Source organism: Vitiosangium sp. GDMCC 1.1324 (genome assembly GCF_003044305.1).
Lineage (GTDB): Bacteria > Myxococcota > Myxococcia > Myxococcales > Myxococcaceae > Archangium.
In genome coordinates this window covers 19742-45668 of the sequence record NZ_PZOX01000019.1, presented here as the reverse complement: position 1 = coordinate 45668, position 25927 = coordinate 19742, and the positions used below count along the sequence as shown (strand labels likewise).

At 68.4% G+C, this 25927-nt stretch carries 25 protein-coding genes; 10 read left to right on the top strand and 15 right to left on the bottom strand.

Annotation, left to right across the window (positions count from 1 at the left end; all coding sequences use genetic code 11):
• Positions 1-17 precede the first annotated feature (17 nt).
• The 5 genes from DAT35_RS40900 to DAT35_RS40880 form a co-directional block, all read right to left on the bottom strand.
• The gene (locus tag DAT35_RS40900) at positions 18-806 is read right to left on the bottom strand and encodes an enoyl-CoA hydratase/isomerase family protein (protein WP_108074729.1); all 789 of its coding nucleotides are present in this window, start codon (positions 804-806) and stop codon (positions 18-20) included.
• Positions 749-1462 (bottom strand): TetR/AcrR family transcriptional regulator, encoded by a 714-nt coding sequence (locus tag DAT35_RS40895; RefSeq protein WP_108074728.1) that lies wholly within the window; start codon positions 1460-1462, stop codon positions 749-751. The genes DAT35_RS40900 and DAT35_RS40895 overlap by 58 nt, the downstream gene beginning before the upstream one ends.
• A gap of 90 nt (positions 1463-1552) precedes the next feature.
• Positions 1553-3088 carry a hypothetical protein gene (locus DAT35_RS40890; RefSeq protein WP_108074727.1) on the bottom strand — a complete coding sequence of 512 codons (1536 nt, stop codon included), beginning with the start codon at positions 3086-3088 and terminating at the stop codon, positions 1553-1555.
• A 120-nt stretch (positions 3089-3208) separates the two neighbouring features.
• Complete coding sequence (locus tag DAT35_RS40885) at positions 3209-3559, bottom strand: helix-turn-helix domain-containing protein (RefSeq protein WP_108074726.1); 351 nt, start codon at positions 3557-3559, stop codon at positions 3209-3211.
• 507 nt (positions 3560-4066) lie between these two features.
• Positions 4067-5548: an AMIN domain-containing protein gene (locus DAT35_RS40880; protein ID WP_233262012.1), complete on the bottom strand. Its 1482-nt coding sequence runs from the start codon at positions 5546-5548 to the stop codon at positions 4067-4069.
• Positions 5549-5788: 240 nt separating this feature from the next.
• On the opposite strand from DAT35_RS40880, the gene DAT35_RS40875 reads away from it, so the two are divergent.
• Positions 5789-6163 carry a DUF488 domain-containing protein gene (locus DAT35_RS40875; RefSeq protein ID WP_108074724.1) on the top strand — a complete coding sequence of 125 codons (375 nt, stop codon included), beginning with the start codon at positions 5789-5791 and terminating at the stop codon, positions 6161-6163.
• 10 nt (positions 6164-6173) lie between these two features.
• Here the strand turns inward: DAT35_RS40875 and DAT35_RS40870 are convergent, their stop codons facing one another.
• The 5 genes from DAT35_RS40870 to DAT35_RS40850 form a co-directional block, all read right to left on the bottom strand.
• A complete protein-coding gene (locus tag DAT35_RS40870; RefSeq protein ID WP_108074723.1) occupies positions 6174-7451 on the bottom strand; it encodes an alpha/beta hydrolase in 1278 nt (425 codons plus the stop codon).
• Between the two features lie 9 nt (positions 7452-7460).
• Positions 7461-8765 (bottom strand): folylpolyglutamate synthase/dihydrofolate synthase family protein, encoded by a 1305-nt coding sequence (locus DAT35_RS40865; protein WP_199243144.1) that lies wholly within the window; start codon positions 8763-8765, stop codon positions 7461-7463.
• A gap of 13 nt (positions 8766-8778) precedes the next feature.
• Complete coding sequence (gene accD / locus DAT35_RS40860; protein WP_108074722.1) at positions 8779-9624, bottom strand: acetyl-CoA carboxylase, carboxyltransferase subunit beta; 846 nt, start codon at positions 9622-9624, stop codon at positions 8779-8781.
• A 101-nt stretch (positions 9625-9725) separates the two neighbouring features.
• Positions 9726-10481, bottom strand: coding sequence for an MBL fold metallo-hydrolase (locus tag DAT35_RS40855; RefSeq protein WP_108074721.1), 756 nt, complete (start codon positions 10479-10481; stop codon positions 9726-9728).
• A gap of 1 nt (position 10482) precedes the next feature.
• Positions 10483-11133, bottom strand: a complete 651-nt coding sequence (locus tag DAT35_RS40850) for a Crp/Fnr family transcriptional regulator (protein WP_108074720.1) — start codon at positions 11131-11133, stop codon at positions 10483-10485.
• Between the two features lie 304 nt (positions 11134-11437).
• On the opposite strand from DAT35_RS40850, the gene purM reads away from it, so the two are divergent.
• The 7 genes from purM to murQ all read left to right on the top strand — a co-directional run bounded on the left by purM (position 11438) and on the right by murQ (position 17326).
• Positions 11438-12475 (top strand): phosphoribosylformylglycinamidine cyclo-ligase, encoded by a 1038-nt coding sequence (gene purM / locus DAT35_RS40845; protein WP_108074719.1) that lies wholly within the window; start codon positions 11438-11440, stop codon positions 12473-12475.
• Entirely contained in the window at positions 12472-13134 is a 663-nt protein-coding gene (gene purN / locus DAT35_RS40840) for a phosphoribosylglycinamide formyltransferase (protein ID WP_108074718.1), read from the top strand. Before purM ends, purN begins: the two co-directional genes overlap by 4 nt.
• The gene (locus tag DAT35_RS40835; protein WP_108074717.1) at positions 13131-13610 is read left to right on the top strand and encodes a DUF523 domain-containing protein; all 480 of its coding nucleotides are present in this window, start codon (positions 13131-13133) and stop codon (positions 13608-13610) included. Before purN ends, DAT35_RS40835 begins: the two co-directional genes overlap by 4 nt.
• Positions 13611-13746: 136 nt before the next feature.
• The gene (locus DAT35_RS40830) at positions 13747-14508 is read left to right on the top strand and encodes an arginyltransferase (protein WP_108074716.1); all 762 of its coding nucleotides are present in this window, start codon (positions 13747-13749) and stop codon (positions 14506-14508) included.
• An 84-nt stretch (positions 14509-14592) separates the two neighbouring features.
• Positions 14593-16113, top strand: a complete 1521-nt coding sequence (locus DAT35_RS40825; RefSeq protein ID WP_108074715.1) for an NAD(P)-binding protein — start codon at positions 14593-14595, stop codon at positions 16111-16113.
• 101 nt (positions 16114-16214) lie between these two features.
• Complete coding sequence (rpmB, locus tag DAT35_RS40820) at positions 16215-16406, top strand: 50S ribosomal protein L28 (protein WP_043403428.1); 192 nt, start codon at positions 16215-16217, stop codon at positions 16404-16406.
• A gap of 8 nt (positions 16407-16414) precedes the next feature.
• Positions 16415-17326 (top strand): N-acetylmuramic acid 6-phosphate etherase, encoded by a 912-nt coding sequence (gene murQ / locus DAT35_RS40815; protein ID WP_369946318.1) that lies wholly within the window; start codon positions 16415-16417, stop codon positions 17324-17326.
• A gap of 58 nt (positions 17327-17384) precedes the next feature.
• On the opposite strand, the gene DAT35_RS40810 is transcribed toward murQ, so the two are convergent.
• On the bottom strand, positions 17385-18317 hold the full coding sequence (locus DAT35_RS40810; RefSeq protein ID WP_158502104.1) for a TraB/GumN family protein: 933 nt from the start codon (positions 18315-18317) through the stop codon (positions 17385-17387).
• Positions 18318-18456: 139 nt separating this feature from the next.
• Here DAT35_RS40810 and DAT35_RS40805 point away from each other — a divergent pair, with 139 nt between their 5' ends.
• A complete protein-coding gene (locus DAT35_RS40805) occupies positions 18457-19590 on the top strand; it encodes a hypothetical protein (protein ID WP_146210092.1) in 1134 nt (377 codons plus the stop codon).
• Between the two features lie 24 nt (positions 19591-19614).
• On the opposite strand, the gene DAT35_RS40800 is transcribed toward DAT35_RS40805, so the two are convergent.
• The 4 genes from DAT35_RS40800 to DAT35_RS40785 all read right to left on the bottom strand — a co-directional run bounded on the left by DAT35_RS40800 (position 19615) and on the right by DAT35_RS40785 (position 24614).
• Complete coding sequence (locus DAT35_RS40800; protein WP_108074712.1) at positions 19615-20592, bottom strand: LysM peptidoglycan-binding domain-containing protein; 978 nt, start codon at positions 20590-20592, stop codon at positions 19615-19617.
• 89 nt (positions 20593-20681) lie between these two features.
• Complete coding sequence (locus DAT35_RS40795; protein WP_108074711.1) at positions 20682-21866, bottom strand: DUF6051 family protein; 1185 nt, start codon at positions 21864-21866, stop codon at positions 20682-20684.
• 110 nt (positions 21867-21976) lie between these two features.
• Positions 21977-22879: an ion channel gene (locus tag DAT35_RS40790; RefSeq protein ID WP_158502103.1), complete on the bottom strand. Its 903-nt coding sequence runs from the start codon at positions 22877-22879 to the stop codon at positions 21977-21979.
• Positions 22880-23012: 133 nt separating this feature from the next.
• Entirely contained in the window at positions 23013-24614 is a 1602-nt protein-coding gene (locus DAT35_RS40785; RefSeq protein WP_146210091.1) for a hypothetical protein, read from the bottom strand.
• A gap of 522 nt (positions 24615-25136) precedes the next feature.
• Between DAT35_RS40785 and gstA the strand changes: the two genes are divergently transcribed.
• Positions 25137-25748, top strand: a complete 612-nt coding sequence (gene gstA, locus DAT35_RS40780; protein WP_108074708.1) for a glutathione transferase GstA — start codon at positions 25137-25139, stop codon at positions 25746-25748.
• Positions 25749-25927: the final 179 nt, after the last annotated feature.

Genomic DNA, 25927 nt, shown 5'->3' with positions numbered 1-25927 from the left:
TCCGGGATTCTGAAAACTCAGCGGTCCTTCCACTGGGGTGGACGCTTCTCGATGAAGGCGGTGACGCCCTCGGCGGCGTCGTCGGCCAGCACGTTGAGCGACAGCTGCGAGGACAGGTACTCAATCGCGGCCGGCAGGGGCAGATCCTCGGCGGTGAAGAAGGCGCGGCGGCCCAGGGCGAGCACTGCCTGACTCTTCCCCGCGAGCTTCCCCACGAGCCCCGCCACCGTCGCGTCCAGTTCCGCCGCGGGCACCACCCGGTTGAGCAGCCCCAGCGCGAGCGCCTCGCGCGCCGGCATCCGCTCGCCCGTCATCACCATCTCCAGGGCCCGCTTGCGGCCCACGTGCCGCTGCAGGAGCGCCATCATCATCATGGGGAAGAGCCCCACGTCGATCTCCGGGGTGCCCAGCTCGGCGTGCTCGGCGGCCACGGCCAGGTCGCACCCGAGCACCAGCCCCAGCCCGCCCGCGAGCGCGTGCCCGTTGACGCGCGCCACCGTGGGCTTGCGGAGGTCCTGCAGCCTCAGCAGCAGGCGGCCATAGGTGCGGCGCCCCTCGTGGGTGGAGAGGAAGCCGCCCTCCCCGGCCATCTGCCCGAGGTCTCCCCCGGCGCAGAACACCTTCTCCCCCGCGCCCGTGAGGACCACCACACGCACGGCGGGGTCCGCCTCCGCCCTGTCCAGCGCGGCGAACAGCCCCTGGAGCACGTCTGGCGAGAGCGCATTGCGCGCCCTCGGCCGATCAATGGTCAGGAGCGCTTGCCCACCTTCGACTTGGTACCGGACGACGACCTCTCCTGCTTCCATGATGCCTCCGCGGAAGGAGCGGCGCCGGGGATGACGCCGTGAAGGAAGGAATCGGCGATCTGCACCTTGGCGCGCTCCAGGGCCTCGGGGCTGCGGTCCTCCATGAGGCCGGACACGAAGGCGGTGAGCCCCATTTCAATGGCGCCGACGAGGAGCGAGGCGCACAGCATGGGGTCCGCGTCCGCGCGCAGCTCTCCGGTGGACTGGGCGCGAGCGAACATGTCCGCGGCCATGCGGATGGCGTCGAGGAAGGCCTGCTGCCGGCTGACGACCTGGGTGCCCGCCGGGCTGCGGGCCACCTCGAGGATGAGCACCTTCACCGCGCGGGGATCCACCCGGTAGGCCTCGAAGGCCACGTCCGCGATGGCGCGCACCTTCTGCTCGAGCGAGGTGCTCTCGTCCTCGGCCACCGTGCGCATGCGCGAGACGAAGCCGCTCCACCCCGTCTCCACGACGGTCTCGAGCAGCTCGTCCTTGTTCTTGAAGTAGTGGTAGACGAGCCCGTAGGCCACGCCCGCCTCGCGCGCAACGTCCGCGATGCGACACCCGTGGTAGCCCTTGCGCGCGAACACGTCGATCGCCGCGCGCAGGATGGTGCGGCGGCGCTCGTTCTCCCGGCTCCCTGCCTCCTCCGACTTGCTCTGGCGCTGACTCACAAGCTGTCTCTCCCCGGTTGATTCATCAATCAGCCGGGAAGGACGGTACGGATGGAGGGGCCCGGGGTCAATGCCCTTGCCAGGCCCTGGCTACGGGAAGATATCGCCGAAGACCCTGGGGGCGTTGACGATGACCTTGTGGCCGTCTTGCTGAGAGGCAGTGAAGACGCAGCCGGCCGTGACTTCCCAGTCGATGGCGGTGGGGTAGTTGGGGACGTCCGGGTTGGTGGGGTCGCGCACGTCCTTGATGACGTAGCGCATGTACGTGTAGGGCGGGTAGGTGAAGGCCATGCCCTTGGTGAGCTTGGCGACCTCCACGGGACCGACCGTGCCCGACTCGCAGCCGTCGTCGTTGCTGTTACGGGCGATGCTGTTGAACCAGGGGTCGGCGACCAGGAACTCCGCGAGCAGCTGGTCGAACTTGTCCAGGTGCTGCTTGACCGCGGGCGGGCTGAGCGAGGCAAGGACCGACCGGTAGTTCTCACCCGGGAGGGGCGTGCGCCGGTCCTGATCATGAGGCCAGCCCGTCCAGAGGATGCGCTCCTGGACCCAGATGAGCGTGACGGCGTCGTACTGGCCGTTCTTGCCGTCCCACTTGCCGTTGCCGTTGGCGTCGACGTAGCGCTCCTTCTCGTCCCACGTGCCGTTGTCGTTGTTGTCGACGAAGGGCTCGGTCAGGTCGACGAAGGGCTCGTTGGAGTCGTGGACGCCGTTGTTGTTGAGGTCGTCGAAGGCCTCCTCGCCCGTGGTGACGGCGATCATGCTCACCAGGTTGTCGCGAGGGTTGTTCTCCTTGCCCGGACGGATGGGATCCGGCCGGCGAGGCTCCTGGAGGTTGAAGGGCCCCTTGTAGGTGGTGATGGGGTCCTCGACCCATGTGAACGGGTGCATCCACAGCGGGGCGATGTACTCGCCGGTGTGGGTGGCGTCGTTGAGCGGAGTCCAGGAGAAGACGCCCGGGGGCACATCGTCGGGCAGCGGCAGCGAGGTCTTGTAGAGGACCTTGGCGTTGCCCACCACGTCGGTCACGCTGGTGGCGCTGGGGCCGATGGTGCCCGCCTCGGTGAGGAAGGAGACCTGCGCCCCGGCGATACCATCGCCGTTGCGATCCGCCACGTGGGCGATGCAGTCCACCTTCACACCGGCGATGAGATGACGCGTCTCGTCATAGGCGCCGATGGCATGCACACCGCCCGAGCCGTTGCCGGAGACGGAGCCGCACTGGAAGGTGAACTGGCGGGAGTTGGAGCTGGAGCCCGCGAAGGTGACGGCGGGGCTGACCGCCGACTTGTCCCCCACTCGGGCTGTCACCACCACGGAGGAGACACGGCCGCCCTTGGCCACCACCTGGGTGGAGGCCATGCCGTTGCTCACGTCGGTGGTGGCCTCCGTGGGATTGATTTCGATACCGGAGACGGGCGCCTGCACCTCGAAGGTGACATGCACGCCCGGCTGCGGCTGGCCACGAGAGTCAATGGCGCGAAAGCGCAACGTGGTGATCTCCCCCAGCCGAGGCTGGAGGGGAGACTGGTCCACGAACTCCAGCGTGGCTGGGAGCGGGGACTGGCAAGCCGCGAGCAACGCTCCGCTCGCGACCGCCACACACACGGCGAGACCCAGACGCATCTGAGAAAACTCCTTCGAAGAGGGAAATCGCCGCGCGCCATTGACGCACAGCCAACATTTCCCATCTTCCCGGTCTCAGATGCGTCCCGTCAAGGACGGCAACCGCTCAAGTTGCCGGGGTCAGGCCGCGGAGCCGCTGAACATGGCCCGAGCCACGCCCAGCAGGCGGTCCACGTCCCGGGCCGTCAGGCCCCTGGCGCGGGCGAAGTCCGACAACGGCCGCAGCAAGTCCTCCGTCTGCGCCGGCGTCTCCTCCGTTCCCGCGAAGAGCTCGCCAAGGCTCACGCCCAGGGCGTTGGCCAGGGCGGCTAGGGTTTCCACATGGGCGACACGCTCTCCCCGCTCGATCATCGAGAGGAAGGAGACGCTGATCTGCGCCCGCTCCGCGAGCTCCTCCTGTGTCCAGCGCTCAGGGCGCTGGGTGCGAAGTTCACGAATGCGCTGTCCGATACGTTTGCCGAGTTCCGACACGAAAGACCTCGTCCTCCTCAGGGGGGTAAGTCAGGGAGTGAAGAACCACACACACGCGTCCGGGATTCCTCACTCCCGGTACCGAACGTCCCGCTCCCTGTAACCGCGAGGTTGAAACCAGGAACCGGGCACGCTCGCCCCCTTTCGAGTCTTGCCACCCCTTCGAGCCGCCAACAATTGCACGCGGGTCCATGGGAGACCGCGAACCCTTGCCGCCGGACGAAAGGAGACTCTCTGCGAGCCAGTGGTTGCACGACGACCGACTCGTATCTCATCCCGAGTCCAAAGCCGAGCCCCTCTTGCATTTCGGCCGTGAGGAGCCATGCCCGCTGGGGATTCGTGCGAGCAAGACCTACCAGGGCCTCCAGGCGGTGACGCAAGCGCGCCGTGCGCACGCCTGCTGGTGTGGGGGCAGCGAGGAGTCCTACATCACCTACGAGGAACTCCTGATGCCGCGCCGAGCCGCTCCCTGGCCGGCGCATCGAGGACCGGGCCTCCTACACTCCCTCAACGAGGGGCGGGCCGCTGGAACTCGATCGACAGCTCGTTGCCCTCCTGATGGGTCTGGTAAGGCACCTGCTGCTTCAACTTGATGGCGACCCTCACCGTGCGGGAGGGGCCCGCGTTCGCATCCACCGAAGCCACGGCGGTGTCGAAGAAGGAGGTGTCCAGGGCCCGGGTGTTGTTCGACTCGGCGATGCGGGTGTTCTCCAGCTCCAGCACCACTTCCTTGTGGCCCTCGGAGACGGAGAAGCGCACGGGCTCGTTGGTGCGGATGAAGACGCGCGAGGCCGAGGGCTCCTGCTTGAAGCCCACCAGCGTCATCGTCTTGCGGTTCGAGGAGGCGCCGGCACCGTCCCCCTGCTCTGGAGCCACCCGGTGCGGCGTCTCGGCCTGGGCCACGCGCAGCTGGCGCGCCTCGGCCTGCTGGCGCTTCTTCTCCTCGGCCGCGGCGCGGGCCTCCTCGCGCTGGCGCTCTCGTTCCTCGGCCGCGGCGCGCTTCTTCTCCTCGACCGCGGCACGGGCCTCCTCCTGCTGGCGCTTCCTCGCATCAGCAGCGGACTGAGCCTCCGCCTCTCGGCGAGCCTTCTCCTCGGCCTGCTGGTGCTTCTTCTCCTCGGCCGCGGCACGGGCCTCCTCCTGGCGCTGCTTCTCGGCGGCCGCGGCGGCCTCCTTCTCGGCACGCTGCTGCTGCTGGCGCTGCTGTTCGGCCTGCTGGGCCGCCACCCGTGCGGACTCCTCCTGGGCCTTGCGCTCGGCCTCGGCTCGCGCCTGGGCCTGCCGCTGGGCCTCGGCCTCCGCCTGCGCCGCAGCGGCCGCCTGGGCCGCCGCCTTCTCCTGCTGCTGCCTGTCCGCCTGCGCCGCCGCGGCCGCATCGGCCGTGGCCTTCTCCTGCTGCTGCCTGTCCGTCTGCGCTGCCCCAGCCGCCTGGGCCGCCGCCTTCTCCTGCTGCTGCCTGTCCGCCTGCGCCGCCACGGCCGCCTGCTCCGGGGTGGAGCCAGGCGCCGGGCCCGTCGCCGCCGGAGCCGTTGCCGGGCCAGAGGGCATTGCCTGCGCCACACGCGCTCCGCCCGCCACGCTGATCACCAGCGAGTTCCCGGTGGCCTGGATGTCCGGGTCCACCTCGCGCGCGAAGCCGATGAGCACGCGGGCAATGGCCGAATCGTCGGAGCCGTAGCTGGCCGTGCGGATGGCGGTGATGGTGCCGTTGCCAACGGTGATGTCCTCCTTCACGCCGGAGAAGACGGCCTCGGAGATGTCGATGACCAGGCGCGGCGGATCCGTCATCGTGAAGGTGGTAAAGTTGGGCTTCTTCGTCCCCACGATCTCCACCGTCCCACCCTTCACGCTCACGCTCGTGATGGTGTTGAGATTGCCCTGGGCCGGGGCCTGCCCCTGCTGTGCCAGCGCCAGACCCGGCACCAGCAACCAAGCAAGCAACGCAACCACGATGGCCTTCATCGGCGACTTCCCTCTGGACGGACGCATTCCGCCCTCGAAGCTAGCACGCGGTGCTCGGGCTCCAACTTTCCAGCAATCCCGTCACGGGCGTGGCTGTTCCCATGCTGAAAATGGCCTCGCTCGCGGCCGGGCAACAGTGCCACCCGAAGTCCGGTGTCGACCACGAACGGGAGCCAGAGAAAACGAGTATATCGATAAAAACCAGATCATCACCGACAACGGTGGTGCGGGCTGGATGACCTCGAGCCGACCTGGTGTTCCCGACGGATGCCGCTCAAGACCCGACGTTGGTGTGTGCCCGCGGAGCCCGACGATGGGCTGCGCATCTTGATCTGCCGGTTTCGCCCGCGTGGGCTCCCCAAGGCCAAGGAGACGTGGGACGTGTGGATGAGGGACCTGGGACCCAGCCCGGAGCTCCTCGCCGCCTTCCAGGGCAAGGGCCAGACGCCTATTACCCTCGACGCGTACCGCGAGCGCTACCTGCGAGAGATGGAGGCCCAGCGCGGCACCATCGCCGAGCTCGCGGCCCGGGTGGACCGCGGAGAGACGGTGACGTTGCTGTGCTCGAAGGACTGCATCATCGCCGAGGCGTGTCACCGCACCCTGCTGGCCGAGCTCATCGAGGCAGCGCGGGCGAAGTGAGCCCGGGCGCTCACCGCAACCGAGGCAGCGCGGGCTTGTGGGTGCGGTGCGTGCGCGCGTACTCGATGAGGTTCTTGATGTCGTAGCAGATCTGCCGGATGTCGTGCCCCATCGTCAGCTCGATGTGGCTGTTGCCCTTCACCGGCCGCCACAGCAGGTACTCGCTCTGGGCCGCGTGGTACACGCTCCGAGTGGACTCCACCGATGCCAGCGGATCCATGTCCCCGAAGATGATGGCCATCGGAATCTGGATCTTGGAGAAGCCCCGCTTGAAGTCGAACCCCGTGCGGTAGCAGACCATCTCCCCACGGCGGATCCACCTCGCGAACTGCTCCACCACCTTGCGCGGCTCGCGCTCCCCGCCCTCGCGCAGCAGCCAGCGGACGTCCTTGGCGCTGACGCGCGCGGGGTTGCTCAACCGGTTGATCCGCGTGGTGATGCGGTTGAAGACCGGATGGTCCTCGGCGCGGGCGAGTTGCCGCTCGGCGAACTTCAGCCAGTCATCCACCGGGATGTAGTGGAACCGGTGCTGGCGGGGCGCGTCCTTGGGCTCCAGCCACCGAGCCAGGCTCTCGTTGAGGACGGAAACGCCTCGGGCGAGCAGCATCCGCCCCTTGTGCCCCACCTGCGCCTCCAGGTTCAGGCCCGCGAGCGCTGCATCGAGTGCCATGCCCGCCGCCGGAGTCCACAGGGCCAGCATCCGCAGCATCATGATGCCCCGGCCCAGGTCCGCCGGAGAGCCAATGGTGATGAGGCCCTCGAAGTCGTCGTGGATGCCGGCGTAGCCGTAGCCGAGCATCCCGCCCATGGAGTGGCCGCAGAAGAAGATGCGCTCGCGCCGGGTGATGCGCTTCACCCCCGACACGGCGGCCGGCAGGTCGTAGAGGAAGTAGCTGTCGATGTCCCAGCCGTAGTCCAGGTCCTGCGGCAGCGGACGGCGGAAGCGCGCGGCCCGCTCCTTCTGGAAGTCGATGGAGCTCTTGCCGTGCCCGCGCAGTTCCAGGATGTGGATGTCCACCCCGAAGAAGAGCAGGTTCTTGACGAACTGACCGCTCGTCCAGGCGTGGCGGTTCTGCGAGAAGCCGTGCACCAACAGCAGGGGCTCGCCGAACAGGGGCTGGGCGAAGGGCTGCTTGACGGGGCGGTAGCGGGTGATGACCAGGGACCAACCGTCCGCCGTCTCCACCACGTACTTCGTCTTCTGGTAAAGCGACCGGAAGTCGAGCTCATCGACCGTCGGCGTATGAGGACCCGTTGGAGTCGCTGCTCTCCAATCCGGCAGGCGCATGCCTTGAATCTACGGATTGTGATGCAATGCGCCAAGGTTTCCACCGAGCCTGGCCCGTACGGAACCCACCAGGAACAGTGAACCGGTGCACAGGATGATGTCGCCGGCAGCCGCCCTGCCGCGTGCTCCGGCCAGTGCAGTGTCCAGTGATGGATAGGCGCACACGTCCGCACAGAGGGTGCGAGCCTCGTCCAGGTAGCGCTCCGGGGGCAGCGAGCGAGGGGTGTCGAGGGGGGTGAGGTGCACAGAGGTGCATGCAGGTAGGAGCGCGCGGAGCATCGGCCCGCGGTCCTTGTCCGCCACCACGCCGAAGACACAGTGCACGCGCCGTCCCCGGTAGAGCGAGCGCAGGCCGGCGAGCAGCACCTGCACCCCGGCGGGGTTGTGAGCGCCGTCCAGCAGCACGGGGGGCGGGCCACCCAGTTCCTCCAGGCGTCCGGGCCAGCGAGCGCCGGCGAGTCCCGCCCGCAGGGCCTCCGGGGAGACAGCGACGCCGCGCGAGGAGAGCTGCTCCAAGGAGGCGAGCGCCACCGCCGCGTTCTGCCGCTGGTGCTCACCCCGCAAGCCCAGCAAGAGGCCTTCCAGGGAGAGACCCAGCCCCTCGTAGGCGAGGCGTCCATCCGGGCGGACGCTCACGGAGAAGTCACGGCCCTCGAGGAGCAGGGGTGCTCCCACCTCCCCTGCCCTGTGCTCGATCGCGGCGAGCGCCTCGGGCTCCTGACGACTCACCACCACGGGCACGCCCGGCTTGAGGATGCCGGCCTTCTCCCCGGCGATGGCCCCCAGCGTGTTGCCCAGGTACTCCATGTGGTCGAAGGACACCGGGGTGATGGCGGTGACGAGCGGCACGCACGCACTCGTCGCGTCCAGGCGCCCGCCGAGCCCCACCTCCATCACGGCCACGTCCACGGCCTCCTGGGCGAAGTGCCAGAAGGCCACCACGGTGCCGAACTCGAAGTACGTGAGCGAGGTGGCCGCGCCGGGGTGCCGCTCGAGCACCTCCAGGATGCGCTGGCCAAATACCTCGTCCGGAATCTCCACGCCATTCACGCGGATGCGCTCGTTGACGCGCACCAGGTGCGGCGAGGTGTAGAGCCCCACCCGGTGGCCCGCGGCATGGAGCGCGGCCGAGGAGAAGGCGCAGGTACTGCCCTTGCCATTGGTCCCCGCCACGTGGAGCGCGGGGTAGCGGCGCTCGGGGTGGCCGAGCGCCTCCAATGTCTCCCGCACCCGCTCCAGTCCGAGCTTGATGCTGGAAGGACTGAGCCGGGAGAAGAACTCCAGGGCCTCCGTCGGCGTCCGGGGCAGCGTCATGGCGCGGTGGGGACTAACCGAGCAGGCCGAGCACCTGGCCCAGCGTCGCGCGCAGCTCCTTGCGCGGGACGATGGAGTCGATCATCCCGTGCTCGACGAGGAACTCGGAGCGCTGGAAGCCCTCGGGGAGCTTCTGGCGGATGGTCTGCTCGATGACGCGCGGGCCGGCGAAGCCGATGAGAGCCTTGGGCTCGGCGAGGATGAAGTCACCCAGCCACGCGAAGGAGGCCGCCACGCCGCCGGTGGTCGGGTGCAGCAGCACCGAGACGTACGGCTTGCCCACGTTGCGGAAGCGGGCGATGGCCGCGCTCGTCTTGGCCATCTGCATGAGGGAGAAGATGCCCTCCTGCATGCGCGCGCCGCCCGAGGCCGAGAAGACGATGGCCGGGCACTTGAGCTCATAGGCGCGCTCGAAGACGCGGGTGACTTTCTCCCCCACCACCGAGCCCATGGAGCCGCCCATGAACTCGAAGACGAAGCAGCCGATGGACACCGGCTTGCCGTCGATGCGGCCCACGCCGGAGATGAAGGCGTCATTCTCCTCGAGCGACTTGCGCGTGGACCGGAGCCGGTCCTTGTACTTCTTGGTGTCCGTGAACCCGAGCGGATCCTGCGGCTCCAGCTCCTTGTCGAACTCCTCGAAGCTGTCCGGATCCAACAGGGAGGCCAGGCGGGCGCGCGCCGGCCAGGGCAGGTGGTGATCGCAGTGCGGGCAGACGTTGAGGTTCTTCTCCAACTCCTGCCGGTAGATGATCTCGTCGCAGTTCTCGCACTTGGCCCAGAGCCCCTGCATGCGGCTGGGGGCTTCGACGGGCTCGGGAGTGGTCGCGATACGGGGCTTCTTGGAGAACCAGGCCATGGGAGGGGCGTTAATCCCACTGCCCGGGGCCCGTCAACACCCATGCGCGTCCCCCGTTCCGGAAGCGACCCCCGAGGTCGTCCGTCCAGGGGACTGCCGGGCTAGAACTCGAAGGAGTCGCCGAGCTCCAGGATCTCCACCGGCAGCTCTCCCAGCTCCTTCTTCACCTGCGAGATGAAGGCGGGCTTGATGTGGTAGACGAGCACGGTGCAGCCGTCGCGCTCGAACCGGGACAGCTCGCTCTTGAGCGTACGCGGAGTGAGGTGACCGGACACGTCGGCCAGTTGCTGCAATGCGTTGGGGAAGCTCGTCTCCACCAGGAGCGCCTTGAGGGTGGGCGTCTGGTTGAGCACCTTCCACAGCTTGTCGGTGGGGCCGGTATCGCCGCTCATGGCCAGCGAGGTGCGGCCCCGCGTGATCACGAACCCGCAGGACTCCACCGGGTGGTGCACCGGAATGGACTGCACCGTATAGGGACCCACCTGGAAGGTGCTGCCGGCCCGGAAGGGCTTGATGCGCAGCACCGGCTCCTTGCGCGTGGGGATGCGCGTGAAGTCCGGCCAGAGCGCGTTGTTGAACATGTTCTCGCGCAGCGCACGGGCGCACTCCCGCGAGGCGTGGATGGTGACCGGCTTGTCGCGGCGGCCGATGATCAGGTCCGCCATCAGCGGCAGATCCTTCACATGATCGAAGTGGCTGTGGCCGACGATGATGTCGTCGATCTTGCAGAGCTGCTCCAGCGACAGCGTGCTCGTGAGCGCGCCCGCGTCGAGCGAGAGCACGTCATCCACCAGAAAGCACGTGGTACGGCACGAGGGCAGCTCACCGCCATGGCAGCCGAGGACCTGGAGCTTCACGCTAGAGATCTCCGAACTTCCACTTCATCTCCAGGTATTGGAGGAAGTCGTGGACGCGGGCCGTGTCATAGACGGTGAGTCTGTCACCCGCGCGCTCCACCAGGCCGGCCCGCTCCAGGCGGTCCAGCATGTTGCGGATGGCGGGCTCGCCCACGCCAATCTGCCGGGGCAGCTCGCGCACCGGCAGCTCGATCTCCACTCCCTCCTCCATGGCCCGCCCGCGCGTCTGGCACACCTGGAGGATGTGGTGCACCACCCGGCTGGCGGGATCCGCGTGCAGCAGGTTCTCGATCTGCGCGTCCGCTTCGGACAGCCGCTCGGCCAGCTTCTTGATCATCCGCACGGCGATCTCCGCGTTGCCGCGGATCATCCCCTCGAACGTCTTGGGGTCGATGACCAGCAGCTTGGCGTCCTCGCTGACCGTGGCGGAGGCGTTGCGCGGCTTGTTGGAGATGATGGCCATCTCGCCGAAGAACTCCCCCGGACCGAGCACGGCCAACACCTTCTCCACGTCGCGCACACGCTTGGAGATGGCTATCTTCCCCGATTGGAGAACGAACATCTCCTTGCCCGGCTCTCCCTCGCGGAAGAGGACCGTGCCCTTCGGGAACTCCTTGCCGAATCGCTGAAAGAGGGTTTCCTCGGCGCCCATCGCAGGGCGAGTTAAGCCGCCCCCATCGACAGGGTCAAATTCCGTCTCGGATCCGATGTTTTCCAGGCCGGGGGTGTCGGTCAGACGCCCACCCCGAGCCGCATCCTGCCTGGAGCCCCTCCTGCCAGGGCAGCGCGAGGATGACACTCCGAGTGCGACCCGGTCGTCCGGGGGCCGGGCCGCCTGGCGAGAGGAGGCCGTCGCTCTTCCCGCGCGGAGCACGGGGTTTCGGGGGTGGAAGAGGCAACACCCGGAGCGCCATCGGCCGAGACAACGGCCGGGAAAAGCCGGTAGAAGGCCCGCCGTGGGAACGACCTACAAGCAGTCCGGAGTAGACATCGAGGCGGGCGACGCGTTCGTCGAGCGTATCAAGCCCTATGCGGCGCGGACGGTGAGGCCGGAGGTGGTGGCCGGGGTGGGTGGATTCGGGGGCCTGTTCGCCCTGCCGCCCGGGAAGTACCGGGAGCCGGTGCTGGTGGCGGGCACGGATGGAGTGGGCACCAAGCTGAAGGTGGCCTTCCAGGCGGGCCGGCACGGCACGGTGGGCATCGACCTGGTGGCGATGTCGGTGAATGACATCCTCACCTGCGGGGCGGAGCCGCTCTTCTTCCTGGACTACTTCGCCACGGGGCGGCTGGAGGTGGACGCCGCGGCCGAGGTGGTGAAGGGCATCGCCCAGGGCTGTGAGCAGGCGGGGTGCACGCTGCTGGGCGGGGAGACGGCGGAGATGCCGGGCTTCTACGCGCGGGGCGAGTACGACCTGGCCGGCTTCTGCGTGGGCGTGGTGGAGCGCTCGGAGATCATCGATGGGAAGAGCGTGGCACCCGGGGACGCGCTCATCGGGCTGCCCTCCTCCGGCCTGCACTCCAACGGCTATTCGCTGGCGCGCAAGGTGCTGCTGGAGGACGCGAAGCTGAAGCTGGACGCGGTGCCCGAGGGCCTGGACCGTCCGCTGGCCGACGCGCTGCTGGAGCCCACGCGCATCTACGTGAAGGACGCGCTGGCGCTGATGAAGGCGGTGAAGGTGAAGGGCTTCGCGCACATCACCGGCAGCGGGATTCCGGGCAACCTGCCGCGGTGCCTGCCGGACGGGACGCGGGCGGTGCTGGACGAGAAGACGTGGAAGCGCCCGGCCATCTTCGAGCTCATCCAGAAGCTGGGCGGGGTGGCGCACGACGAGATGTACAGCACCTTCAACATGGGCCTGGGGCTCATCGCGGTGGTGGCGAAGGCGGACGTGCCGGCGGCGCTGGCGGTGCTGAAGGCGCGTGGGGTGGAGGCGGCGGAAGTGGGCCGCGTGGAGGCGGGCCAGGGCGAGGCCACGGCGGTCATCACGCCATGAGCGGCCGGACGAAGCTGGGCGTGCTGGTGTCGGGCAGTGGCAGCAACCTGCAGGCCCTGCTCGATGCGTGCGCCCGACCGGACTTCCCGGCCGAGGTGGCGGTGGTGGTGTCCAACGTGCCCACGGCCTTCGCGCTGGAGCGGGCGAGGAAGGCCAGAGTGCCGACGGTGGTACTGGACCACAAGGCCTTCGGCTCGCGGGCGGACTTCGAGAAGGCGCTGGTGGACGTGCTGGTGTCGGCGGACGTGGAGTGGGTGTGCCTGGCGGGCTTCATGCGGCTGCTGGGGGCGGACTTCCTGGGACGCTTCCCGGGGAAGGTGCTGAACATCCACCCGTCGCTGCTGCCGGCCTTCCCGGGACTGCATGCGCAGCGTCAGGCGCTGGAGCGCGGAGTGAAGGTGGCCGGGTGCACGGTGCACTTCGTGGACCCGGGCATGGACACGGGCCCCATCATCGCGCAGGCCGTGGTGCCGGTGCTGCCGGGGGACGACGAAGCGGCGCTGTCGGCGCGTATCCTGAAGGAAGAGCACCGGCTGTACCCGCTGGTGGTGAAGCTGGCCGCCATGGGGGCGGTGCGGCAGGAGGGCGGGCGCGCGGTAACGACGGCGGGGCCCGCGATGGGCGAGCAGAGCCTGCGCAACCCGGGAGAGCCAGGATGACGCGCGAGGAGCGGGTGGCGGCACTGCGCGAGGCCCGGGTGGTGCTCGTGAGCGCGTGCCTGCTCGGCGAGGCATGCCGGTACGACGGCAAGTCGAAGGGCTCGGACAAGGTGATGCGGGCGCTGGAGGGCAAGGAAGTGGTGCCCGTGTGCCCGGAAACAGGCGCGGGACTGGGCATTCCACGGCCCGCGGTGGAGCTGAAGGGCGGCGCGGGCGCCGAGGTACTGGCGGGCCGGGCGCGAGCGGCGGAAGTGGCGTCGGGAACGGATAGAACCGAGGCCTTCCGCCGGGGCGCGGAGCTGGCGCTGGCGGCGGCACGGCGCTTCGGGGTGGAGGTGGCGCTGTTGAAGGAGCGCAGCCCCTCGTGTGGCACCCAGGGCACACAAGTGGACGGTGTGGTGGTACGGGGCCAGGGCGTGACGGCGGCCCTGCTCGCCCAATCCGGGCTCACCGTGTTGAGCGACGAGGACTTGTGAGCGCCCCCGCTCCCCGAGGGCCCGGGCGGGGATGAGGCGCTTCCCTCCTCCGTCTGCTCGTTCTCCAGCCATCAACCCACCGGGCGCCACCCCTTGACGTGAGGGCCGCCATCGCCCAGGAACGAGGGGAGAAGCCATGGCCATCATCCTGGGACATAGCGTCGAACCGCCCGGCCCGTGCAACTACCTGCCGGATCAACGCTCCTCGCTGGAGCAGTTGGTGATGCAGGGCGTAACGCCCGAGGAGTACGAGCGGATGCTCGTGCGAGGGTGGCGCCGCTTCGGCCCGCTGTACTTCCGGCCCGCGTGCCAGGCGTGCACCGAGTGCGTCTCGCTGCGCATCCCCACGGACACCTTCCAGCCCAACCGGAGCCAGCGCCGGGCGCGCGCCGCGTGCGCCCACTTCCGCGTGGAGGTGGGCCCGCCCCGGGTGGACGAAACACGGCTGGAGCTCTACCGCGCCTGGCACGCCGAGCGCGAGCAGACGCGCGAGTGGGACGCCTCACCGCTCGGCATGCGCGAGTACTTCCTCCAGTTCGCCTTCCCCCACCCGGCGGCGCGCGAGGTGGCCTACTACGACGACACCGCCGAGGGCGGGCCCCGGCTGGTGGGCCTGGGCATCTGCGACGAGACGCCCCACGCCTGGAGCGCGGTGTACTTCTTCTATGATCCCGCGTACGCGCGCTGCTCGCCGGGCTCGGCCAACGTGGTGTTCCAGGTGGAGCTGGCGCGGGCGAGGGGAATTCCCCACGTGTACCTCGGCTACCGCGTCCAGGGCTGCGCGTCCCTGCGCTACAAGGGAACGTTCCGCCCTCACGAGTTGCTCGAGGGCCGTCCCGACCCGGACGAGGCACCGCACTGGCGTCCGGTGGAGCCATCCGGGGAGCCCCCGCCGTAGGGCCGCCCCTCCCGACCTTTTCGGGCACCTGGAGCGGGAAAGCGCTGCCGGGCCCACGGCAACGTGTGTAGTGTGCGCGGCGCAATGCCGACGCCAGCCGCCAGATCCAAGCCGCTCCCCTCCGCCACGGCCCCCTCCAGGCACGTCTATGACGTGATCATCCTGGGCAGCCAGCTCGGAGGAGCGCTGGCCGCGGCACTGCTCGCCAAGCGGGGCTACAGCGTGCTCCTGGTCGAGCACGATGGAACCGGACCGGGCTACGAGCACGACGGCTTCGTGCTGCCCTACGCGCCCTTCATCGCTCCGGCGCTCAAGACGATGCCCGCGTTGGAGGAGGCCTTCACGGAGCTGGGCATTACCACGACGCTCCAGCGCAACCAGCAGCCGCACCAGCCCGAGCTGCAACTGGTGATGCCGCGCCACCGGGTGGACCTACACGCCGACGCGGCCCGTCGGCGCGCCGAGTTCGTCCGCGAGTTCGGCCCCGAGGGCGAGCGCATCGCCGCGGACATCGCCGCCACGGCCCTCCAGCACGAGCCCTCCGACACCTTCTTCAAGGAAGGGCCGCCGCTGCCTCCGGACGGCATGCTGGAGTCCTGGAACCTCAAGAAGCGCGTGGGCCAGAACCCGGGGCTCCAGACGGAGCCGAGACTCGTGGGACAGGACGAGCCCTCGAAGCTGCTTCGAGGCCTGCTGCCCTTCGTCGTCCACCTGGATCAGCCAGCCTCGCCCCTGGCGCGCACGCGCCCGCTGTCACAGGCCCTGCAGACGCCCTGGCGCTATCCGGGCGGGCGGGATGGCCTGCGCAAGCTGCTCTTCGAGCGGTTCGTGGAGCTGGGCGGAGACCTCCTCACCCCCGAGAACACGGACACCTACGTGGTGGAGGAGCTGCACTTCGATGGAAGCCGCTTCTCCGCGGTGAAGCTGCTGCGCTCGGACACGCTGTACCGGGCCTCGTGCCTGGTGTCCGCCACGGATGCAGGAGCGCTGCGCCGGCTCATCACGGACCGCAAGAAGCACCGGGCCCTGAGCGAGCACCTGGACCTGTCCACCACCAAGTCCTTCCTCTTCGCGGTGAACTGGGTGCTGCCGGAGGCGGTGCTGCCGCGCGGCATGGGAGAGTTGCTGTTGGCGGACACCGAGGACACCGAGCTGGGCTCGCTGCTCATCCAGCAGCTCCCCGCCCGGACGCTCGAGGGCAAGGACGATCCATCGCTCCGAGTCATCTGCGCCGGAGTCTTCGTGCCCGCCAGCGTGCGAGACCTGGGTGAGGGCTACCTCCAGTCGCTGGCCATGCGCATCGACGCCCACCTGGACGCGCTGATGCCCTTCACGAAGGACAAGCGCCTGCTGCGCTCGGCCCCCTACCTGGACGCCGGCGCGGTGCGAGGCAGCCGGCTCATGCCCCACCCCCACTACGTCTTCGACTCGGAAGCGGTGCTGGGGGTGACGGGGTTGAAGCAACACACTCCCGCCAAGAACGTGCTACTCGCCGGCCGCGAGGTCCTTCCCGGGCTGGGGCTCGAGGGAGAGTTCCTGGCCGGCGCGCGAGCCACGCGACTGGTGCAGGAGATGCTCAAGAAGAAGGCGGTCCTCAAACGCTGAGGCCCGATCAGACTGGATTTTCCGGTAGCTTGTAGGGTAGGTTCCGCCCCTCTCTTAGGGCGGGCTCTCATTTCGTCCCTGATTTCAAGGAGTTGGCAGTCATGGCCTGGAAGTGTGACATCTGCGGGAAGCGGCCGCTCGTGGGCAATAACGTCAGCCACGCGAACAATAAGACGAAGAAGCGGACCCTCCCGAATCTGCAGAAGATCCGGGCGTCCGTTGAGGGCCGCACGGAGCGCGTGTTGGCCTGCACCCGCTGCATCAAGGCGGGCAAGGTGACCAAGGCGGCCTGAGGAAGCCCGTGAGCTCGCGGGTGGGAAGATCGCGCTCGAAACGGATCGCGCTCCCTCCCACCGAGCGACTGCATCCTCGGGCGGACGACCTGGACCTCGCCTCAGCGGAGGAGGTCGTCCGCCGTCTGCATCAAGAAGACGAAGCCGCCGTCCGTGCGGTCCGTCCCGCGTTGCGTGAAGTCGCGCGAGTGGCTCGGGCCGCAGCGGACGCATTGCGGGCGGGCGGCCGTCTGCTCTACGTGGGAGCGGGAACCAGCGGGCGCCTCGGGGTGCTCGACGCGAGCGAGTGTCCCCCCACGTTCGGAACCTCCCCCAGCCAGGTGCAAGCAGTGATCGCCGGTGGACGCCGGGCGATGACGCGTGCCGTGGAGGGCGCGGAGGACGACGCCGGGGCCGGTGCCGCGTCGATGAGCCGGCTGCGCGTGGGGCCGCGGGACGTAGTGTGTGGAGTCTCCGCGAGCGCGCGGACGCCCTTCGTTCTGGGAGCACTGGACGAGGCGAAGCGACGGGGAGCGCGCACGGTGCTGGTGTGCTGCAACCGGCCGGGCCCCCGGGTGGCGGACCACGTGCTGCTGGCCGACACGGGTCCGGAGCTGGTGGCGGGCAGCACGCGGCTGAAGGCGGGCACGGCGACGAAGCTGATCCTGAACGCGCTCACCACCACGGCCTTCGTGACGCTGGGGAAGGTGTACCGGGGGCGGATGGTGGACGTGCGGCCCACGAACGAGAAGCTGCGCGAGCGGGCGGCACGGATGGTGGCGGAGCTGACGGGCCTGTCCCCTGCCGCGGCGAAGCGGCTGTTGGAGCAGGCCGGCAACGAGGTGAAGGTGGCGCTGGCCATGCACTTCACGGGACTGCCCGCGAAAGAAGCCAGACGCCGCCTGAAGAACGCCACCCTGAGAACCCTGGCCGGCGCCTGAACCACCCACGGCCATCCATCCGCTCATCGTCTGGGCTTCGAGCGTGGATGACCCGCTTCTACTCGCGTGGAAGCTGGCGCACCTGGAACCCCTTACGCGCCATCAGGTCGAGCAGCCCGCCCTCCCCCACCAGGTGACCGGCGCCCACCACGGCGAAGTGCGTCTCCGGCTTGTCGAGCAACGCGGCCAGCTTGTCCGCCATCTGCCGGTTGCGCGTGAAGAAGAGGGCCTCGTAGTAGGGCTTGTAGGCGGGGTCGTCCTTCTGCGCGAAGATCACCTGGGCCAGGGCCTCGGGATTTCCGCCCTCCCAGGCCGTGGCCACCTGCGCCATGGTGACCGCCGTCAGCTCGGAGCCCTTGAGCTGCTCCCTCAGCATGAGGTCCTGCATCTCATCGGGGAAACCGGAGAGCATGTTCAGCTGGCCCTCGATCGTCTCCAGTTCCACGATGCTCTTGCTGCCTCGCGCCCTGGCCAGCAGCAACCGGTCGATGCCGCCCGCCTCCGAGTAACCGGCCTTCTGCATCTCCAGCACGGAGAGCGAGACGGACACCAACCACGGCCGCATGCGCTCCACGGCCTGAGCGGGAAGTCCCACCCGCTGGAGCGCCTGGGGCAGCAACGCCCGTGTCTCGGGGCTCAGGTGCGCACTCAGGCTGTCCGCCGGAGGAAGCAGGCCCAGGCTCATCACCAACCGCTGTGCCTGCGATGAGGCCTTGTCCGGATCCAGCTCCACCACGAGCGCCTGGGAGCGCACGAGGGCGGCCTCCATCGAGGGCGGAAAGACGAACTGGCCGGGCCGGCCCAGGTGCACCGAGCCGGTGAGATACAGCGGCTTGTCCGGAGTGCCCGGGCGCGTCACCTCCCAGAGGAAGGCCCGCTGCTCCGCCACGGCGGCGGGCTGCGAAGTGGAGGAGACATCCCTCGCCGGAGTGGTGGCACAGGCGGTGCCGAGAAGCGAGAGAAGAGCCAGCAACAGTCGGTTCAGACGCATGGGTGGAGGAAAGACTACCACGGTGCCCAACGCACCCGGCTCCGCGTGAGCCGAGGGAAACAGACCGCGGCGTGGTTCATTGGCGGGCCCGATCGTCCTATGTTGGCCCTGGCCCCTCGGCGACCCGGAGGAAGGGCACATGATTCGAGACGCGTATCCACGGCACCTGCGTCTGCAGGCACTCACCACCCTCATCGCGGTGCTGACGAGCGGGTGCCTCGGCCACTTCTACGAGATTCCACGAACCGAGCTGGAGCGCCTCGCGCAGACTCCGCCTCAGGAGCGCGGACAGAGCGTGTATGCCGTCCAGCAGTTCACGACGGCCTGGGAGCCGGAGGCGGCCCCCCCCTGGATCCCCACGGAGGAGCCGCCTCCGGGTTACTCCCTGCACCTGCACGGCTACTGGGTGCCTTCCTTCTACGGCGACTTCGGCGAGCCCTACTACGCGCCGCCCCCCTACAATCCACCCGAGCTCGTCCATGACGCCACACCCGTCTCCGGTTCCTCGTCCGGCGGCTCCGTGAGCACCGGAGGGGGCGGGTCCGTCGGCAACATCGGCGACATCAAGGACGTTGGAGTGCTCCTGGCGGTCGCGGTCGTCGTCGGCGTCGCGGTCGGCGTCGGGCTCGCCGCCACCGAGGGCGCCCGCTACGAAGGCCAGGTCGCCGTGCACCCGCACCACCCGCTGCACCTGCTGGACACCCACGGCGCCCAGCGCATCGTCGCGCTCGACGAGCTCACCCTCGCGGATCTCTCCAACATCGACAGCGCCACGCTGTCGGGCGAGGAAGGTGCCGGCATGTGGCTGCGCGGTGCCGCACCACTCAATCGCAAGGGCTTCTCGTACCAGTTCGGCGCTGGCTACGACAGCCTCGCACTGCCCGGCATGAACCAGCGCAGCCTCGGCTACCACTTCGCGTTCGGCTACTACCCCGCGAAGAAATTCGGTCTCCTCGCCCACACGCGCATGCAGTTCGACGACAGCTTCTACAACGTGCGGCTCGGCCTGGAGGCCCAGTGGTCTCCCATCGTCCTGTGGCGCCTGCACCTGGGCCCCTTCGTCGGCGGCGGACAGTCGTGGTCCGCCTCGGCCGGGTGGCTGCCCGACACGCACGAGCAGCGGCCCTATGTCTCCTTCGGCGCGCTCGCGGAGCTCGAGATCTCCACGCGCCTGGGGCTGACCTTCCGCTGGACCCAGGACTGGCTGCCGACCGCCACCCCGGACACGCGCAACTTCATCAGCTCGTGGTCGGTGGGGCTCGCGGTCTACTGACCTCCAGGCCGCGGCCCCGGCAGCTCAGGCCGAGAACAGGTAGAGCCGGGGCTCTGGCAGCTTCTTCACTCGCCAGATGTGGCGCTGCTCCAGAGCCACCCAGTCCATGTCCAGCGGACGGGCCACGTAGATGATTCCAGGGTTGTCCTCGCTGCTGAGCACGAACTTGCCGCTGTCGTCCTTGGTCGTGCAGCCCACGTCGATGAGCAGGTGGCTCTGGATCTTCTCGGGATCGGTCGTGCCCCAGTTGAACTTCGCGAGCGCGTCCGCCGTGAGCTCGTACGACTCGGCGATGCTCTCCAGCGTCTCGCCGTCGGAGACCTTGTGCGAGATGATTCGCGCCAGGAAGCTCCCCGAGACGCCCTTGCGGCGCTTGCGGGTCTTCTTCCCCGCGGGCTGCAGGGCCGGAAGGACACCGGCCTTCGCGAACGCCAGCGTCTCGTTCAGGGTCGCACCCTCGATGACCGTCGTCACCTTGACGCGCCCCTGGGTGAGATCCGAGAGCTCGATGCGGCCATCGTCGTCGGTCTTGACCTTCTTCTCGGAGCCGTCGGGCAGCTTGAGGTTCAGCTCGAGGTCGGAGATCGGATCCTCGGTGACGTCGTCGACCACCTGAATCATCAGCCGCACCTTCTCCTCGACAGGGGCGGCCTCCTCCGTGGCCTTCTTCTCGAGCGGTGGCACCGTCCCGGGCACCATCACCAGGGGCGCCCTCGCCAGCCGCACCTGCCCTCGGGAGAACAGCATCGCCGCCTGCCGCACGACCTGCTCCTCCGTGAAGGGCTCGAACGGCCGCGCGATGGCGTGGGTGTGGATCAGCTCGCGCAGCGTGCGCAGGTTGAAGTAGTCCTGCGCGAAGTCACGCAGCCGGCGCTCGGCCCGCCACGTGTCACCCAGCGCCACGGGCTCGTGCTCCGGTGGGAGCGGCTCATGGAACTCGAGCAGGATGTACTCGCGCTCTCCATCTCGCAGGGATGGACGGTTGGATCGAAAGAAGGCCACTCCCCCACTTTGTGCTTCCCTGGCCATGCGGACTCCGGCGGACGCTCGAGCGCGAACGATCGAGCGGCGTTCCCACGAGCATACCACACTCACCCGTCCAGCCAGGCCACCGCCCTCTCGAACACCGCCTCGAATCCGCGCTCGACCTCCGCCTCGACGGTGCCCTGGAGCGGGAACGGGTTCGCGTGCTCATAGGCGTACGGTGGATCGAGGATCTCCACCCGGGCCCCGCTGCCGGCCAGGGTCTCGGCCACGGCCATGGCCGGCATCACCCGATCCCCTCGCAGGGAGATCGCGCTCATCCGCGCGCCGATCCGCTGGAGGGCCGCCTCCCGCCCGGAACGGTGGCGATCCTCACGCACCATGAGCTCGAAGGCCCGGCCCGCGGCGTCCTCCGCGAGCAGCCGTCCCAGCTCGGGCCGGAGCTGTTTCTCGTTGTCGAGGTTCTCGAAGAGCCGGTGCAGCGCGCGGGCAGCCGCGCTGTCGAGGATCTCCCGGGACAGGGGCACGGTCTGCGACAGGAGGCATCCGCCGCAGAAGGTCACGAGCCGGGAGCCGGCGAACCGCGCGCCGTCATCGGCCATGAGGAGGATCTCCGCCAGGAACGCGCCGATGGAGTACGCGAAGAAGTCGAGCCGCGCCCCGGGAGCCAGGAGCGGCTCCTCGCCGCGCTGGATGCTCTCGGACAGGCGCGTGAGGTCCCTCAGGGTGCGCAGGCCGGACCAGACGAAGCGATCCGGCCGCGCGTGGAGGCGGGTGCTCAAGGCGGCATTCGCGAAGCTGGAGGCCTCGAGCTCCGGAATGCGGCGCATGCGCTCGCGGCTGAGCTGCCGCATGGTCCTCGGCTCGGCCCAGAGCGCGGGGGACCTGTCCATGTGGAACGCCACGGGGAAGAGAATGACGGGGACGCCGAGCCCCTCGACGAGCGCCTTGGCCCACGGCAGGTACTTCTCCCACCGCCGCTCATTGAGTCCATGGAGGACGAGCACGCCCCGGGAGCTCCGCCCGCCCCCGGACGGCGCGAGGATGCGGTACGGGAACTCGAGGTTCTCCGTGACGCCGTCATCCCTGTCGAGCAGCCCCTTCAGGGACTCCGGCTCGAGAGCGTCCGGCGATGGCGGGCGCGCCGCGAAGGAGTCTGTGCCGGCCTCCGCCTCCTCCGACACGGAGCGGAACCGGCGCTGGTGCAGAACGAGCCCGCTGTCCATGTAACCGGCGGCCCGCCCCTCCTGAAACGCCTCGGCGAGTTTGCGGAACGTGCCGACGTAGCTCATGCGACTTCTCCCAATGGATGGTCCCCATCTCGCGTCGGCGCATCATGGCGCGAGCCCGTCATGGCCGAGTCACAGTCCCCTGTCGAGGCCGGATTGTCACACGCTCCCGGTCAGGAGGCCTTCGGGTAGGGGAAGTCCGGGGTCGATGGGGTGGGCTCGGTGTCGTGGAACCTGCGCAGATCGAGCACCATGTCCCCCTCCTTGTCCTCGGAGAGGATGTCCACGAGCTTCGAGCCCCAAAGAATCTGCGCCGCGAAGTAGCGATGGCCAGCGTGGAGGGACTGCAGGGTGATGTCGTCGATTCCCAGCACCATGACCTGGAGCTCCACCTCCTGGGCCCGGAGCGACTCGGGGGTCTGTCCGCACAGGGGACTGTCGCGGTCGATGATGTGCAGCGCGCTCCACGAGCGGGACAGCGAGAGCGCGCGATCCCTCACCAATCGGAGGTCATACGAGCGATAGAACGTGATGCCTTCGGAGGTCCGCTCGGTCCGGGTGAGCACGACGCGAATCTCCGCGTTCACGATCCGGTTTCCACGCTCGTTGCCGAGCCGGAACATCAACGTGGGGACACCGTTCATGAGGGTGATGACGGCGTTCCGGGTGAACTGGACCCGGGCGCGCGAGAGCGAGAACTTGGCGAACACGAGCCCGGTGGCCAGCGCGGTGATGGACAGCCCGACGATCGACTCCGCCACCACGAGGATGTGGGCCGGGACGGACTCCGGATACATGGCGCCATAGCCGATGGTGCCCATCGTCTGCACGCTGAAGAAGAACGCATCCGAGAACGAACCGGGGGCGGCGTGCGCGACTCCGCCTGTGAGGAGGAAGCCCAGCGCGAAGAGCATGTTCGCCAGCAGGTAGAGCCCGCTGATGACGGCGAACGTCCCCGCCCAGGGCATCCGGAGCAGCGCGTGATAGAAATCGCGAAGGGGCGTTGGGCGGTGGCCGATGACCTTGAGCTGATAGTCGGCACCCGGAAAGGTGCTGCGGAGTGGTCTGTTCCTCACCGGGCGAGTCTTGGCCCAGGACGCCGGAGACGGCAAGGCCGCCGCAGAAGCTGGAGCAGGCCCGGTATGACAGAGGCCAGGACAGGGCCACATACGCCCTCCCCTGACCTCGTCTCATTCCGCGAGGGCTCCGTTACGGCGCGGAGCAGAAGGGAGTGCGGATCTCCCCCAGGGCGAACGAGAGCGCATCCCTCAGCGCCGCCGGCTGGGTCGCACGGTAGAAGCGGCCCTTGCCCGCCAGCGCGATGCTCTGGAGCATGGCGCTATTCTCCCCGTAGTCGACGACGAACGTGCGCACTGTCTGGCTGCCCGGCATGTCGCCGCGCAGGTCCGTGTGGGACAGGAAGAACGCCACGTCATCCATGAAGTTCTTGTTCGTCCTCGCCAGACCGGTGGGCCAGTTGTAGTCGCTGTAGTCGCAGTCCTCCTGGCTGTTGCCGAACAGGTGGCAGTAATTCACTCCGCCCGGGTTCGGGTTCGTCGCGGGGTTGCTCGGATCAAACGTGAGCAGCGCACCGTTCGGGTGCCGGGCCCCATTGGCCACGAGGATGTCCATCATCTTGGTGATGGGCACCGTGTTGTCATAGCGGGGCTTCCCAGCGGTCACCACGACGACGGCATTGGTCTGGGAGTCGGAGCAGACGGACTTGTCGAACCCGGTGCCCTCCCAGGGCTGACCCGGCCGGACCTCTCCCGTCGAGGGATCCGTGTAGGGCTGCTTGAGCCACTCCTGGCTGTCCATGCCCCAGGTGGAGCCCTGCTGGCCCGTGTAGGGATTGTCGGAGGTACCACCGTTGTAGGCACCCGGCCAGCCCCAGCCCGGATTGAGCGGCTGGTTGAACCAGTTCGCCCACTTGTTGTCCACCACCTGCGAGGAGAAGTAGCCACCCAGGCCAAACAGGGCCTCACCGATGGAACGCTCGTTGTTGCGGAACAGCACCTGGTTGACGGCGCTCTTCAGCGCGGGCCGGTTGAGCGCCGCCTCATCGATGGTGGGAGAGGACTTGTCGCAGCTCGGGCGCATCGCCGAAAGCAACTGCGGCGGATCATACCAGCCGTGGTCCTTGCCGAAGGTGGCCACGCCCATGCGGACGTTGCTCGCGGTGGCAATGGCATCCTTGAGGGCCTTGCGCGCCACCACGAACTTGGGCGGGCGTACGTTGAGGACGCGGCCGCTGACGACCCACTTGCGATACGCCTCGGGAGGAAGCGGCGGCTCGCCAGGGACCTGCTGCGGCCCATTGAAACCCGGCTGGGTCTTGGCGGAGACCATCGGACCGCGCCACCAGCCCTTGGTCGCCAGACACGTTTGGCACTCATTCATCACGGCCGAGTTCCAATACGCGCCACTCCAGCCGACCTCCTGGAAGCAGGCCGTCAACGTATCCGTGGCGCCATCCAGCGCCGTGAAGGAGGCGCTGAGGGAGTACGGGTACTCACTCACCTGCCACGCGATGCGCCGGCCACGCGAGTGGTAGAACTTGTTGGGCTCGAAGAACGGCGTCGGACCGAAGTCGGGGTCATTGTCGTAGATGACGGAGCCGTTCTTCGCCGTGTCGGTGCTGTTCTTGTCGAACCAGCTCATCGCGCTGACCAGCGCCGGATCCGAGCAGCCCGTGTTGATGAAGTGCCCGTAATCCCCGTCGTAGCCCAACTCCCCGAGCGCGGGGCTCGCGGGGCTGGGGTAGTAGCCGGGAGTGAATGCCTCGGGCAGGTACTGGGGAAAGTCTTGCATGGACTCATGGTTGTCCAGCAAGAACATGACGCCAGGCGCAGGGTCGTCCGCACGGCTCACGGAGGGCAGCAGTCCCAGGGTTCCGGCCGCCATCAGCCCCACGGTCAATCCCAACCGCGAACCGAACGGCCGCCTCGAAGAACCTCCACCAGAATCACTGTGCATGTCATGGGCTCCGGGTTGGATGTCCCAACCCCAATCACGCTGACCTCCCCTCTTGGCCGCTCCTTGATACCGCAACGAGCACGCGTTTGTATATGACTTTATCAACCCCTCACATCGATTCTCCTCAACCCTGCAAGCCGTGCGATGCGCAAGCTTTGCGGTGTGCAAGTCTTGCGGTATGCAAGTCTTGCGATGTCTTGGAGCGTGTGAACCGAACCCACACCCAGGGTTGGACCATGCGGGCAGCCCCGCCGACCCGGCGCGTCACCGCGGGTGCACGCGGATTCCATTCCCCGAGGTGGGAAATCGTGCAAATTTCCAGCTGCCTACACCCAGGCACATAAGGAAGCCCACATCATGAAGCTCTACTTCGCTCCCGGAGCCTGTTCGCTGTCGCCGCACATCGTCCTGCGCGAGGCCGGCCTGGACTTCGAGCTCGAGAAGGTCGACCTGAAGTCCAAGAAGACCGAGTCCGGCCAGGACTTCACCACCATCAACCCCAAGGGCTACGTCCCCACCCTGCAGCTCGATGACGGCAGCGTCCTCACCGAGGGCCCCGCCATCGTTCAGTACATCGCCGACAAGGCGCCCCAGTCCAAGCTCGCGCCGGCCAACGGCACCATGGAGCGCTACCGCCTCCAGGAGCTGCTCAACTTCATCAGCACCGAGCTGCACAAGGGCTTCAGCCCCCTCTTCAACCCCGCCTACCCCGAGGAGGTGAAGAAGCTGGTGCGCGAGAACCTCGGCAAGCGCTTCGACGGCCTGCGCACCACGCTCGAGAAGGGCCCCTACCTCACGGGCGAGCAGTTCACCGTCGCCGACGCCTATCTCTTCACCGTGCTCAACTGGGGCCAGTGGACCGGCATCGATATCAACCAGTGGCCGGTGCTCAAGGCCTTCTACACCCGCGTGTCCGAGCGGCCGCACGTGCAGGCCGCCCTCCAGGCCGAGCGCATGGCGAAGAAGTAACGCATGAAGTTCCAGGTGCCCGGGCCGCCGGCGTTCACCCCCGGCCCGAGCACCCCGTACGGCCAGGCTCCCACCGGCAGGAGCCGCGAGGCACGCCGCGTCGAGCCCGGTGGGCACCTCTCCGCTCCCTCGAGCAGGCAGGAGCACACCGGTCGCGGAAGTGGGCAGCGGTGGCACGG